This window comes from Pseudoalteromonas sp. CO109Y (assembly GCF_004208935.1).
GTDB classification, from domain to species: Bacteria; Pseudomonadota; Gammaproteobacteria; order Enterobacterales; family Alteromonadaceae; genus Pseudoalteromonas; species Pseudoalteromonas shioyasakiensis.
Genome location: NZ_SGPD01000034.1, coordinates 1 through 13,758, shown reverse-complemented (window position 1 = coordinate 13,758; position 13,758 = coordinate 1). Strand labels below are relative to the sequence as shown.

8 protein-coding genes and 1 tRNA gene are annotated in these 13,758 nt (G+C 39.7%); 1 reads left to right on the top strand and 8 read right to left on the bottom strand.

The window, feature by feature from the left end:
- Window positions 1–5: 5 nt before the first annotated feature.
- The 5 genes from EXT43_RS14015 to EXT43_RS13995 form a co-directional block, all read right to left on the bottom strand.
- On the bottom strand, window positions 6–1,409 hold the full coding sequence (locus EXT43_RS14015) for an oligosaccharide flippase family protein (protein WP_130167237.1): 1,404 nt from the start codon (window positions 1,407–1,409) through the stop codon (window positions 6–8).
- A 47-nt stretch (window positions 1,410–1,456) separates the two neighbouring features.
- The gene (locus tag EXT43_RS14010; RefSeq protein WP_130167236.1) at window positions 1,457–2,401 is read right to left on the bottom strand and encodes a Wzz/FepE/Etk N-terminal domain-containing protein; all 945 of its coding nucleotides are present in this window, start codon (window positions 2,399–2,401) and stop codon (window positions 1,457–1,459) included.
- A gap of 23 nt (window positions 2,402–2,424) precedes the next feature.
- The gene (locus tag EXT43_RS14005) at window positions 2,425–5,094 is read right to left on the bottom strand and encodes an SLBB domain-containing protein (protein ID WP_130167248.1); all 2,670 of its coding nucleotides are present in this window, start codon (window positions 5,092–5,094) and stop codon (window positions 2,425–2,427) included.
- 126 nt (window positions 5,095–5,220) lie between these two features.
- Window positions 5,221–6,000: a DUF481 domain-containing protein gene (locus tag EXT43_RS14000; protein ID WP_063529616.1), complete on the bottom strand. Its 780-nt coding sequence runs from the start codon at window positions 5,998–6,000 to the stop codon at window positions 5,221–5,223.
- A 36-nt stretch (window positions 6,001–6,036) separates the two neighbouring features.
- Complete coding sequence (locus EXT43_RS13995; protein WP_054563554.1) at window positions 6,037–6,855, bottom strand: mechanosensitive ion channel domain-containing protein; 819 nt, start codon at window positions 6,853–6,855, stop codon at window positions 6,037–6,039.
- A 279-nt stretch (window positions 6,856–7,134) separates the two neighbouring features.
- On the opposite strand from EXT43_RS13995, the gene EXT43_RS13990 reads away from it, so the two are divergent.
- Window positions 7,135–7,210: transfer RNA gene (locus EXT43_RS13990), tRNA-His, on the top strand.
- A 533-nt stretch (window positions 7,211–7,743) separates the two neighbouring features.
- On the opposite strand, the gene EXT43_RS13985 is transcribed toward EXT43_RS13990, so the two are convergent.
- From EXT43_RS13985 to EXT43_RS13975, 3 genes are all read right to left on the bottom strand, one after another.
- Window positions 7,744–9,030: a sugar MFS transporter gene (locus tag EXT43_RS13985; RefSeq protein WP_095209730.1), complete on the bottom strand. Its 1,287-nt coding sequence runs from the start codon at window positions 9,028–9,030 to the stop codon at window positions 7,744–7,746.
- Window positions 9,031–9,314: 284 nt separating this feature from the next.
- Window positions 9,315–11,963 (bottom strand): family 20 glycosylhydrolase, encoded by a 2,649-nt coding sequence (locus EXT43_RS13980; protein ID WP_130167235.1) that lies wholly within the window; start codon window positions 11,961–11,963, stop codon window positions 9,315–9,317.
- A gap of 224 nt (window positions 11,964–12,187) precedes the next feature.
- Window positions 12,188–13,615: an NAD-dependent succinate-semialdehyde dehydrogenase gene (locus EXT43_RS13975; RefSeq protein ID WP_130167234.1), complete on the bottom strand. Its 1,428-nt coding sequence runs from the start codon at window positions 13,613–13,615 to the stop codon at window positions 12,188–12,190.
- Window positions 13,616–13,758 lie beyond the last annotated feature (143 nt).

Genomic DNA, 13,758 nt, shown 5'->3' with positions numbered 1-13,758 from the left:
AGCCTCTATACTTTTGCTTTTTTTATAGTTGATAACATGAACAAAAAATCCTTATAGAAAAGGGTTACTACTGCTAGTGATAAAAAAACCCAAATTAACACTATAACTTTACTTGATAATATTATTGTTACTATTGATGCTACCAAAAGAAATAAGGTTAATATATATAACCTTACCCTCGGTATACTCTTCCAAAAATAACATGACAACTCAGTTCGAAGAACAAGGAATACCCAAAATGAAGTTGCTGTACTAATCGCAGCTCCATATGCACCGAATTTTTTCACTAAGAAAAAGTTACCTATAAAATTAATAGCAAAAGCAAAAATTGATGCTAACATTGAGTAATTAGTCTTTTTTACTATATTAAGTCCAATCACTGTTGTTTCTGAAAGCACATAAAATAATGGGGCTAACATGCAAGGTATTACTAAATATTTCACCAAAGAATATTCATTTGGCAGTATATAATCAATTACCCAACTTGCCATACCGAGCAGTGAAATTATAACTGCAACAAATAAAACCACATACTTATTTATATTCCTAATTTCATTATCATCATGCCCGCCGTTTATAGTCTTATAAACGTATGGAGTCCATATTGTTGTAAATACTTTCTGGAAAATTATTGCTGCAGTAGAGAAACTTATAGCAACAGAGTAGATGCCTAACTCATTTAATGATGAGTAAGCTCTTAAAAAAAACTTATCTGTAGCAGTAAGCCCCCAATAAGCTATAGCACCAATAGTTAAAGGCAACCCGTAACTAAAATACTCTGAAAATCTTTTAATAGAAAACTTTATCAATATCGATTTATAAATTCCCTCTTTATTTCCATACAATAAATATAAAAGAATTAATAGGTTCGAAATAAGCTGACCTAATAGCAAATATATAAAACCTGAGCCTTCTTCAAATAAAATTATAATGAAAAAGTAACATAGAAAGAATACTTTAGGTAAGAATTGACTTAAGGAAAACAATAATGCATTTTCCTGCATTCGTACAATTAAAGATATAAACCTTTGTAAGTAAACGACCAAAATACATGCTAAAGTCATTAAAGTTAATGTTGAATCCTCAATCCCAAACAAAATGTAAGATATCAGAGTGGGATCAAATAGATATAATGTTAAAGACGTAATTATAAATAAGATAATGCCTGGTGTAATACAATCTTTAAATAATTGACCTACATCTTTTGAGGAGTAATAATAACGAATGTAAGATTGATCTAAACCTATGGAAAAAAAAAGTACAGCAAAACTCTGTACTATAAATAGCATGCTCAGCCTTCCAACATCTTCTGAACTGAAATGCCATGTAATCAGAGGTAAAGTTACAAATCCAAGGAACGCAGAACCGACAGGTCCTAGTGAGTATTGAGTTATAGTTCTTAGATTCATAAGTAAAATTTATAGTTGTTCATAGCGTTTCAGGCCAAATACTACTATCACTTTGAATAGATGCCTTTTATATTCGACAAGAAAAAGACAATCAAAAGACTCAGCATAAACCCAAGCAAAGTGCCAAAAATACAAATTAATGCCCTTTTGGGTCTATCTTTTAATTCTGGAACAATTGCAGGATCAATTACCTTAAAAACATATTCTTTTCTTACTTCGGCAAACATTATAGTTTTAGTTTGCTCTTCAATTAGGTTATAGAAAATTGACTTTATATCTGAAACACTTGTTTTGCGTATTTGCTCTTCTAGAAATGCGATACTCTTTTTAGCTTCCTCAATATCCTTCTTTTTCATTTCATTATTGATATCCTCTATTAGTAAATCGAGAATATTTTTAGCAAAATAAGGTGAAATATGATCAAATGAAATAGTGATCATGCCAGTTTCAATGTTTTCTATAATACTTAGCTTCTCTAAAAAACTTTTATAAGCTTCTTGATCTGTAGGCTTAGGCGTAAATGGAAGCTGCACTTCCCTCACCCACTTTTTCATCTCAGCATCATATAAATCTGGGTTATAACTCAACTTATTACTACCTAAATCCCAAAATTCTGCAGCTATCAAATCAGGTAATAAGTTATGTTTATTTATAAATTTTGATATGAATAGGCGCGACCTAAGTATTTCTACAGCTATCTTTGATTTATTTGATTGTGATGGAATATTCATTCCTGCCAAACTAGCAAGTCCGCCAAATTGACTAGCGAGAGAGGACAGCCCTCCTTTACTCTCTTGCTCAGCAGGCATAATTAAAGTAGTCGATTTATAAATATTTGGCTGGTTAATAGCAAATACTACTGAAATTAAAGCTGCTACTAAAGTTATTGATGAAATCAGCCATTTGTACCTAAAAAAGACATTAAAAACTTTTTTTAAGTCAACATCTTCAGATGAATTTTCGACTTTCATATTATGATTTAAACTAGACATTTTAATCTCTGTAAAAATAGGCTTTATATACTACTAATAGCAGCAACTGCTACACCTAACTGATAAACAATCTGTGTCGCAGTGCTCCACAGAGTTAGGTTGTCCATGTAATCTGAGTTCATTGGCACTACGATGGTATCGCCGGCTTCAAGCGTGTTTGTGTCATTAACTGCAAACCAGCTGCCTGTACTTGGGATTTTCACTGAGCCGTTAGCTTTGATGATATAGATTCGTTCATCTGCTGCGCGCTCTTTTAAGCCGCCACTAAGATCAATGTAATCGTCTACCGTAATACCTTGCTGGAATAAGTGTGAGGTTGCGTAGTTAACCTCACCAATTACACTGATTGAATCACGTTTACTTGGTACATAAAGCGCATCACCATTTTGCAGAACAAGCCTTTGTTTATCTTCTACAATCATTGGTAAATCAATAACCAATCGTCCCACAGCTTCAACGTTAGCCAGATCATTCAATAGCTTATTCATTTCATCATAAGAAAGACTGTTACTACTTACAGAGTTTTCAAAGCTTTTTGATGCAATATCACGACGCAAATCTTCCGAAAGTTTTGCTAATTGCTGTTGCTCTTGTTTGCGAATTGCTTCGCGAGTAAAAATAGCAGCATTTGGCGCGGCAAATTCAGAAAAACCGCCAGCACGTTCTAGTAAGTTGCTTAATGTTTCACCGCGACGAATAGTGTAAACCCCAGGGAATTTCACTTCGCCTTTAAGCTCTACCTTTACGTTTTCTTGCCAATTAGGAATAGAGAAGATATTAATACTATCTTTACTACGTAATGCGATATTTTCACCATTACTACCTAACATGGCAGCTTGCAGGTTAAATTTTATATGTTTAACTTTTGATGCGTCGCCATCCATTACACGGGTTATTTCAGCTTGCTCAGTATAAGCAGACTCAAGTAAACCACCGGCGGCGGCTATCAAATCGTTTACTTCGCCATTAACTGTAAGAGGATAAACACCTGGGTAAGTTACATGGCCATTTATTTCTACAAGCTGCATTGCCATAGTGACTGTAGCCTGCTGCTTTAGTTTAGAAATAATTGGCTTTAATAGATTAAAACGACTGAAAACTGCATAATCTTTTGTCTCAAGTAGCTCTTCATCGTCAGTTAAATTGTGCTTGGCAATATCTGCAATCGATTTAGTTCTGTCTTCTTTTGACTTTAGTCCTGTTGATGAGCCTGTAACACCGATGTATTTTTCAAACTCTCTTTGCTGGTATTGATGCCATTGTTTTACTTTATACTGCTGCTCTTGCTGCGCTTCTGTAAGCGCCATATTTGCAAGTGCAGTTTCTTCAGCTTGCTTTTCTTGATAACGGCTAAATACAAAAAGCTTATCGTTAGCTTTTAACTCTAAATCATGCTCTGCAGCCTTAACAATCGCTTGTGCTATATCAAATTGAAAAACTTTAATATCGCCTGCTACATTAACTTCACGAACAAGCAATCCGTATCCTAAGTCAGCCTGAGGCAGCAAGTCACCACGCACCGAAGTTAGAATGTCTGAGATGTGTTTTCCTTGATGCCACTGATAATGGCCAGGACGAGCAACAGCACCAATTAAGCTAATACTGTTTTGATATTGAAAGCTTACAGGGTTAAAACGAATACGATCCCCATCACGAGGGGTATAATTAATTTGATTACCGCTAAAGTCTACTGATAACACTTCTTTCATATTATTGTTATTGAAGCGTTCAACAATTGCTTTTTTAGCGTAAGCTTGCGGCTTTAAACCACCCGCCATTTTTAATAACTGTGCTGCTGTTTCACCTTTTTTTAGCTCAAAAATAGCAGGGCGTTTTACTAAGCCTTCAACAGCGACTTGTGAGCCAACTGATGGGATAAACACCACATCGCCAGGCTTTAAAATAATATCGTTGCTGCTATCACCGTTGATTAATAGATCATACAAGTCAAAGTTTGCAACAACCTTACCCGCACGTTTAACTTGAATATTACGTAGTGAAGCAATATCAGATACCCCACCACTAACAAATAGTGCATGCGATACGGTAGTCAGTGATGAAACAGAATAACTACCCGGTTTGTACGCTTCACCAAGCACTAGCACACGAATGCTACGAAGTTTACCTACTGAAACAAATGCTTTAATACCAATTACTTCTTGTTCAACTTTTGCTTTGATTAACTCTTTGACTTCTGCAAAAGTCAGACCCGCCACTTGAACAGGACTTAAGTTTGGAATGCTGATACGCCCTTCGCGGTCAACAACAACTTCATAGCTCTCGCTTTCTTTACCGTAAAAGTTGATGTTAAGTGTATCTCCACGACCAATTAAGTAGGTATCAGGAACTGCCGCATTTTCACTTGGCATAAATGATGTTGGCTCACCAGCAAACAAGTCATAACCAAAAGGCTTTACTTCATCAACTTTTGGAGCAAAGCGCTCTTCATCTGTTAATTGTTCTTTTTCTTGTTCTAAACGAGGTTGTATTGTTGATTCTTGTTCAATTTGGTCGGTTGAAGATTTCTTACCTGTAATCGTCGATAAATCTACACCATACTGCCTTGCTAGTGCCTCTTGCTGCGCTCTAGGAAGCTTTTTAAATTGTTCGATTTGTGCGGCTGTAGGAGTAAAAGCCAATACTGATGCGGAAGTTAACAGCAAAAAAGTAATGAAGAGTCTTTTAAATAACATCACAGGTAGGGATATCCATAGTTCTACAGTCAAAAAGATTGTCTATTCTACCTGAAAATTACAGAAATAAAAAAGGGACTTTCGTCCCTTTTTGTCATTAAATTGTCAACAAAACGATTTATTTAGTTAAAAACTGTAAACTAGCGTTAGTGACGTTTCTGTATCTGTGTTTTCTTTATCATCGGCAACATCTGAGTTGTGAGTGATGTTGTAAGCTACTTTCATTTGTAGTGAACCGTTGATCTTAGCAAGGATTGCAGACTCTGAACGTGTTTTAGTGTTGGTATCACCATATTCAACTGATACTAACTGAGTAAAACGTGCACTGTCTGAAATCTGCCAGTTGTAATCTACTTTACCTAGTGCGATTGCTTCACCTTCGCGCTCACCGGCAAGTGAGTCACCGTTGTCATCAACTTCAGTGCTGTCGTCTGGATATTGGAAGTACTTATAACCCGGACCGATTTCTGCGTTTAACCACATATCAGAGCGGTCGATTAAACGTAAACCATAACCCGCTGAGATTACTGATTCATTACGATATGCACCAAAGTAATCAGATACGTGCGAACCGTAGATGAATAAGTGTGAGTGCTTTTCGTTTAATTTATAGTTACCTTGCGCTGAAATTGAGTACTTTTCGTTGGTACGCTGTGTTTCTTTTACACCTTGGTCGTTTTCGATCTCATCTTCTTTGTAGATGCCGTCTAACTTGTACTCGTTATTCCAGTTTTCTAGGTTATGTAATACCTTGATACCACCTTTAAGTGTGGTTGTTTCAGTGTTACCGCTTGTTACGATAGCACCTAATTCACTGGTTACATCCCAAGTTTTGGTTTCATCTGCTGCGAATGCGCTAGTTGCAGCGCTTGCTGCAACTAGAATTGATAATGCTTTTAATTTCATTAAAAAATAACCTTTACTACTTGTACGTTAGACTTATTAGTCTTCTTTGTGCAAATGAACATCCATTTGCGGGAATGGGATTGTGATGTTGGCATCGTCTAGTGCGATCTTAATGTTTTCCATTAAATCAAAATACGTTGGCCAGTAATCAGCTGAGTTAACCCAAGGGCGAACCACAAAGTTTACGCTTGAATCTGCAAGCTCAGATACCGCTACTGTGTATGCTGGGTCTTTTAATAAGCGCTCTTCTTTATCTAAAACTGATTTAAGAACTGCTTTTGCTTCTTTAAGATCTGCATCGTAACCAACACCGATTACTAAATCGATACGACGAGTTGATTCACGAGAGAAGTTTGTAATTGGGCTGCCCATAATTGATGAGTTGGGCATGATAATTACTTTGTTATCTGGTGTACGTAATTCTGTAGAGAAAATTTCGATTTTCTTAACTGTACCCGCTTTACCACCTGCTTCTACATAGTCACCTGATTTGAAAGGACGAAGTAAGATGATTAAAACACCTGATGCAAAGTTAGATAGTGAACCTTGAAGTGCTAAACCTACTGCTAAACCAGCCGCACCTAAAATAGCAATGAATGAAGTAGTTTCAATACCTAATTGAGATAGTGCCATTAAGATTGTTGCAGCAAATACAATTGCATAGACAATACTAGCAACAAATGAACCTACAGCTTTATCGACTTTCTTTTTATCAAATGCTTTTTCAGTTAAGCCTTCGCAGAATTTAGCGATGCGACCACCGATAAAGAAAATGATTAGCGCTAGAACCGCCTGAACGGCGTAATGTATGATTAAACCTGAATTCTCGTTGATCCAGTTCATTATTGTATCCATGTTCTCTCCTGAAGTTCATTTGTAGCGTCACGCTGTACAAATTATATATGATCTTTGGTTAAAAAATCATTAAATTACGCATAAAACTACGAAATGAGTATTTGCTCAATTACAAAAGTCGCAAGTCTAATCTGCGAAACTGAACGCGAGCTGACCAGTGATGGTTTTCTGAATTTTCTGAGGTAAATAAGTTTTTTCTACTTTTTTCAATTTAGGGCTTCACAAGCCAACCTTAATTATGTAATATGCGCGCCACACCAAACGAGGTGTATCTCAGTGGCGGCTGTAGCTCAGTTGGTAGAGCCCCGGATTGTGATTCCGGTTGTCGTGGGTTCAAGCCCCATCAGTCGCCCCACTTTTCCCCCTTTGTAAATCCCTATATTTTCTTAAATATTTTTTATTTTGGATTTCAAGATTTTTCTTTAACACCTGTTTTCAATTCAAAAAGCCGTCAGCTTTCACCTGTTAGTTTTGAGCCGAACTGTGTTGTTTGATCGCAATACATTCCCCCTTCAGATAGGTGTTGAATGTAAGACGCGCCAAGCAAGCGTGACGCCTACGATGTAGGAAGTACTCTAGTGCCGAAGTCTCTAAGATAATTCACGGCTAAAGCCGTTTCTACGAACGAGAGCTGCGAGGTGTGAAATATTGTAGGCGTGAAATTTATTTCACGCGAAAGCCTAGCACCTAGAGCCTATCCCCTAATACCTAGCGCCTTATACCTAGCGCCTAATGCCTAGCCCCCTAATACCTAGCGCCTAACTTTTCAAACCCCAAACAAAAAAATGCCACCTTTCGGTGGCATTACACACGGGATTATTTCTATTTACTAGAAATACTTTTCAAAGTTCAAGGTTGTGTGCTTTACACCCGACCTCAAACTCATAATTACTTCCAACTTTTCATCTTGTGGCCTTTAACAGCATAGAAAAGTATGAATAAATAACAAGGCAACATCACAATATAAGCCATTTGTTGTGCTTCTGCGCTTTTTACGCCGCCACTTGCTAAGCCCCAAAATAATGGACCAAACGCTCCACCGGCTATACCCATAACGAGCAAACCAGAGCCTACACTAGTTAGCTTGCCTAAACCAGATAATGCTAACGGCCAAACTGCAGGCCAAACAATGGCATTAGCAAAGCCTAGCACAGCAATGAGCAATAAGGTATCAGGCAGTACCGATTTTAGGCCAAATAATGTTGATATAAATACAGTTTCATTGCTACCTGTAACTATCGCTAGCGTTAACACACAACCCAATACCGCTGAAATAGTTAGCGCTGTTTGCTGCGATAACACTCGTGGGATAAGCAAAATCCCTAAAAAGTAACCTAGCACCATACAACCCATGGTGTACGATGTCATAACACTATATTTTTCAACACCTAACGACAGCGCAAAGCTACCAATGGTATCACCTGCGATAACTTCAACAGCTACATAAACAAAAAGTGCCACAATCCCTAAGGCAAGGCTCGGATGGCTTAGCGCTTCTTTTACCTGCCCCGGTTTTTGTTCATCAACGTCGTCATCAATTAGCTCTGGTAAAGGCATTTTAGTTACCGCAAAGCCGAGTATACCAATAAAAATAGCCATCCCTAAATACGGTAATATTAAGCCATTGGCCATTGCATCAATATCAGTTTGGCTAAGCTCTTTACCTACAAAGCCTTTAAAATCACTGAGTATCAGTGCGGTAAACACAATCGGCGCAACAACACCTGCACCTTTATTTAATATACCCATAATACTAACGCGAGCCGCGGCTGATTCTTCTGGGCCGATTCTTACTACGTATGGGTTAACCGCTGTTTGTAATAACGTTTGCCCGGCTCCCATAACAAGTTGAGCGAATAAAAACAGTGCAAAAATTTGCGTTTTTGCAGCAGGAATAAACAGTAAACCTGCCACCATCATGGTCGCCATACCCAGCGCCATACCGTTTTTATAACCTACCTTTCTGATGATCATCGCCGAAGGTAAAGCCGTAAAAGTCACGGCGATATAAAACGAGAAAATAATCAGCGATGCCTGAAACGGTGAAAGCTGCAAAATCTGCTGTAAAAATGGCATCAGTGAACCATTTAACCATGTAGCAAAACCCAGTATAAAAAACAGCGTGGCAACAATCGCCATAGGCACAACACTGCTTTGTTTATTCATTTCAGACATAATATTTCCCATAACAGCACAGTTCGACTCTACGGCGCTGCTGATTCAGATGATTATATAAAAGAGATATTAAATATTTATAACACTATCGCAACAAAAATGACAGCGCTGACATATTTCTTTTAGACACCGTAGGCGTGAAATTTATTTCGCGCGATGAATTTGGATTAGCCGTCAGCTTTCAGCTATCAGTTTTGAGCGAACGGTGTTGAATGTAAGACGCGCCAAGCAAAAATGACGCCTACGCTTTGCTGTAGGCATCATATTTATTTATCGCAGAAACATTACTCACCAACAACGGTCACGCGACTGGTTTGTTTTGCGTTTAAGCGGGTGCGTAGTGCAACTTTTGCATTGTTATCAACCTTCACAGGCTCGGCATAAGTTTGCCAGCTTTGGCCGTTATCTAGGCTGTACTCAATGCTCAAATATGCAAATGCGCTATTGGCATACAACTTACCATTTTCAATCACACCGCCCGGTACTGGTAAATGCAGCTCGATGCCATCTTTAGCTAACTTATCAAGCTCTTTTAAGCCTACAGCACTTGAGAACTCAGCCCAGTCTTTTGCTTGTTTTTTACTATCGACACTTTCGCCTTCCCAATCAGCTTTGTGCCATGCGCGCTCTGCCACTGACAAAATACGCGGGAAGATCATTGCTAATACTTGCTCTTCAGTACGGATTGTTTCTGACCATACCTGACCTTGCATACCTAGAATATTTTCAGGCTTTTCAAGTTTAGGTAGTGGGCGGCCCACCAACGCTTCTAAATTAACGATTGGCTCACGAGTACGGGTGTAATCGGCATTGGCATACACGTCATCAGGCATGTAATTAAAGGCTTTTTTCGTATCTGTGTAACGAGTGGCCCAGTAATAACCACGCTCTTCAGGGCTTGCTTCGTATGGGTGGTCAAAGTACAAATGCGTACCGTGTGATAACACCACTTGATAACCGGCATTTGCTAGGCGGTATGCTCTATCGGCAACGCCCCATTCCCAAATGTTATCCCAAGTATTAACGGTAAAAGTTTTGTTAGGGAACTCATCACGTTTAAACGAATTTTCGCGGTCATACATGATGCCATCTTCCCAAATACCCGGAGAAATACCGCGTTTTTCAAGTAAGGTTGCAACACGTTGTGTGAAATAAGGTTTTAAATCAGCGGGGCCAGCTACACCGTTATTAGGGTCGGCAAATAATGCCTGACAGATTGGTGAGCCTATCCACGAACCAGCACCGACTTCATCGCCACCAATATGCAGGTTCTTTAACTGCACACCTGCTTCGCGATACATCTGCTGAAGTTCATAAGTTACTTTATCTAAAAATGCGTAGGTAGAGTCCATACACACATTCATCGAGTTATCTTTGTAGTTTTGTACCGTCATGTACACAGAGGTATCTTTTGGATCAGTAAGCAAGTATTGCGTTGCCGGCCCCATATCTATGTGTTGAATTTCTTTGTTTGCAGAGCGCGTTTTAATGTTGTTTTTAGCGGCTTTCTCAGCTTCTTCTAACATGTTGTGATAACGTGCTTCCATCGCTTTGATTGAGGCACGTGCATGGCCAGGGCCTTCAACTTCAGGGATGATTTGAATGTGGCGGTCTTTCGCAAACTTTAATAGCTCAACAAACTCATCACGTTTCAGATAACCATTACCTGAGCCCGATTTAAATGGCCCAGTGCCAAGCTGAGTTAATAAACACTCGCGCTCTTCTAAATCAAAGCAGCGATAACCGCCAACGTCAGTGAGCTCTGGTAAGCCTGGGATCTCAAGTCGCCAGCCTTCATCTTCTGAAAAGTGCCAGTGTAGCTTATTCATTTTATAGCGAGCCATTTGCTCAACCAGCTTGAACATTGCTTCTTTGCCATGATAGTTACGACCATTATCGTAATGCATACCACGCCAACCATAACGCGGTGAGTCTTCAAGTTCTAACTGCGGTAAACTGGCACTGCCTTGGCTATTTGCAGGAATGAGGTTCAATAAGCTTTGCATCGCATAAAACACACCTGCGTTATCGCTACCTACGATAGTGATCACTTCATCATCAATCTCTAGGGTGTAGCTTTCTGCTTTTGCATTATTGAGTTTAGGGTCGACTTTTAAGCGTATTACTTTGTCTTTGCCAACATTGATATGATCAGGCTGTGCTTTAAGGCTAATGCCATAGTCATCTTGTAAGTCTTGCATAAACACCATAACTTCGTGTTTCAGCTGGCCTTGATAACTGATTTGCCAATTATTGTTTAGCGTCGCGCTACCTCGATTAAAATCGACTTTACGAGGCTTAGGGATAATACGCTTTAAAGCATCCTCTTTACTAACCGACACCTTATCAGTGCTATTACGCTCGAAACGTACTTTTGCCGTTGCTAAAACCGATAAATCTTTTGGCTCATTGTAACGGCGTAACTGATTTTCACGGGTAAATGGCGTCACAAACTGTTTAAAGTCTTCAGTGTCGGTGTTGGCAAATACGGCTGGTTTATTCTTCCCCGAAACAAAAAATGCCCGTGGCATAAAGTCACTGTAAGCTACAATCCATACTTGCGCATCAAACGGCAACTCTAAACTTTCACCTGCACCTAAACCTTTAAACGAGCTCGTTGGTACGATGCGATGAAGGTCACCATTAACGTGTTCAATGTTTAGGCCCGCGACATGCTCGGTTGAGATTTTACGAACTGAGTGAATATAAAGCTGCCAGTCGCTCTCGCCTGCAGGTAACGCCACATCAGAGCCATTGTTGAGGGTAATTTTTCCTAAAAAGCCCGCATCTTTATTACGAAAGTTATCTTCTACCGAAAACAGCAGTTCGGTACCTTTCGCAAACTGATCAACTTGCGATTGAGTTAATGCTGCACTAGCCATTAAAGGCGCAGTCGCTAGCATTACCGCGAATAGTGACTTCTTAAAATCCATTACTTTCTCCTCGTTTAAGCCCTGAGTGTACGGTATTTCTGCGTACTATTTTTCATTTTTGTTAATAATTCGTTCCTATCATATAAAAACTAAAATGACAGCGCTATCATTTTATGAAAAATAAAGGTGAGGATTTAGCTATCAGCTATCAGCTATCAGCTATCAGCTATCAGTCTGACGGCTGACGGCTGACGGCTGACGGCTGACGGCTGACGGCTGACGGCTCAAACCTTAACACAAAGATACTTCTCTTCTAGATACTCGTCTAACCCTTGGTGACCGCCTTCTCGACCTAAGCCAGACTGTTTAACGCCGCCAAATGGCGCTACGGGGTTTGAGATAAGACCTTCGTTAATACCTATCATGCCGTATTCAAGTGCTTCGCTTACGCGATAAACTTGCTTGATGTTTTCACTATAAAAATACGCAGCTAAACCGTAAGGTACGTCGTTCGCAAGTTGAAGTACTTCTTGCTCGTCATCAAAGGCGATTATGCTGACTACAGGGCCAAACACTTCATCATGATAGATATCCATCTCTGGGGTCACATCAGTTAAAATTAATGGCGCTTGAAAGCTACCCTCAAGCTCGCTGTTATCACCGATTAACGACGCCCCTTTATCAACCGCATCCTGCACAAGCGTTTGAACTTTCTCTTTTGCTTTAGGGTAAATTAATGGGCCGATATCTACCCCGTCATCAAGACCATCACCTACCTTTAACTCAGCTACTTTGTCAGTGAGTTTTTCAAGCACAGTTTCAAGCACTGAGCCCTGAACAAAAATTCGGTTAGCGGCAACACAAGTTTGCCCTGCGTTTCTGAATTTAGCCCCCATTAGGCCAGCAACAGCTTCATCTAAATCGGCATTATCAAAGATAATGAACGGGGCATTGCCGCCAAGCTCCATTGACGTTTGTTTAATTGTTGAGGCACACTGCGATAGTAACTGCTTACCTACACCGGTTGAGCCTGTGAATGTGAACTTACGAACACGCTCCGACTCGGTCATGATCTCACCCACCATTTTTGCGTTTTCAGAGACCACCACGTTCAGCGCTCCTTTTACAAATCCTGCTTTATCAGCAAGGTAGGCTAAGGCAATAGCGCATAATGGCGTATGCTCCGAAGGTTTAATCACAAAACTACAACCCGCGGCATAAGCGGGTGCAACTTTACGGGTGATCATGGCAATCGGGAAATTCCAAGGTGTAATACCAGCCACCACACCAATTGGTTGCTTTATCGTTGTTAAACGATGCTTACTGTCGGTAGCAGGAATTGTGTCGCCATAACTACGCTTTGCCTCTTCACTAAACCATTTAATAAAGCCAGCACCGTATTCCACTTCGCCCAAGGCTTCTTTTAAAGGCTTACCCTGCTCTTTAGTCATTAACTCAGCAAGCTGTTGCTTGTGCTCAATAACCAACTCATACCATCGGCGCAGCGTTTCACTACGTTCGGTTGCAGTTGTTTGCTTTAGTTTGCTAAATGCCTCGTCAGCACTTTTTAAAGCCTGCTCAACCCCGGCTTCATCAATATCAGAAACCTGAGTAATTACCTCAGCGGTTGCGGGGTTATCTACACTAAAACGCTGGCTCGTAGAATAAAAGTCACCGTCGATAAACGAATCAGAAAAAACCAGATCAGACATAGAACCTCCAAAATCAGCTATCAGCTATCAGCTATCAGCTATCAGCTATCAGCTATCAGCTATCAACTATCAGCTATCAGCTATCAGCTATCAGCTATCAGCTATCAGCTATCAGCTATCAGCTATCAGCTATCAGCTATCAG

What these genes read in the sequence shown, in the direction of transcription:
- EXT43_RS14015 (WP_130167237.1), bottom strand. Translation starts at nt 1,409, where the DNA reads ATGAATCTAAGAACTATAACTCAATACTCACTAGGACCTGTCGGTTCT.
- EXT43_RS14010 (WP_130167236.1), bottom strand. Translation starts at nt 2,401, where the DNA reads ATGTCTAGTTTAAATCATAATATGAAAGTCGAAAATTCATCTGAAGAT.
- EXT43_RS14005 (WP_130167248.1), bottom strand. Translation starts at nt 5,094, where the DNA reads ATGTTATTTAAAAGACTCTTCATTACTTTTTTGCTGTTAACTTCCGCA.
- EXT43_RS14000 (WP_063529616.1), bottom strand. Translation starts at nt 6,000, where the DNA reads ATGAAATTAAAAGCATTATCAATTCTAGTTGCAGCAAGCGCTGCAACT.
- EXT43_RS13995 (WP_054563554.1), bottom strand. Translation starts at nt 6,855, where the DNA reads ATGGATACAATAATGAACTGGATCAACGAGAATTCAGGTTTAATCATA.
- EXT43_RS13985 (WP_095209730.1), bottom strand. Translation starts at nt 9,030, where the DNA reads ATGTCTGAAATGAATAAACAAAGCAGTGTTGTGCCTATGGCGATTGTT.
- EXT43_RS13980 (WP_130167235.1), bottom strand. Translation starts at nt 11,963, where the DNA reads ATGGATTTTAAGAAGTCACTATTCGCGGTAATGCTAGCGACTGCGCCT.
- EXT43_RS13975 (WP_130167234.1), bottom strand. Translation starts at nt 13,615, where the DNA reads ATGTCTGATCTGGTTTTTTCTGATTCGTTTATCGACGGTGACTTTTAT.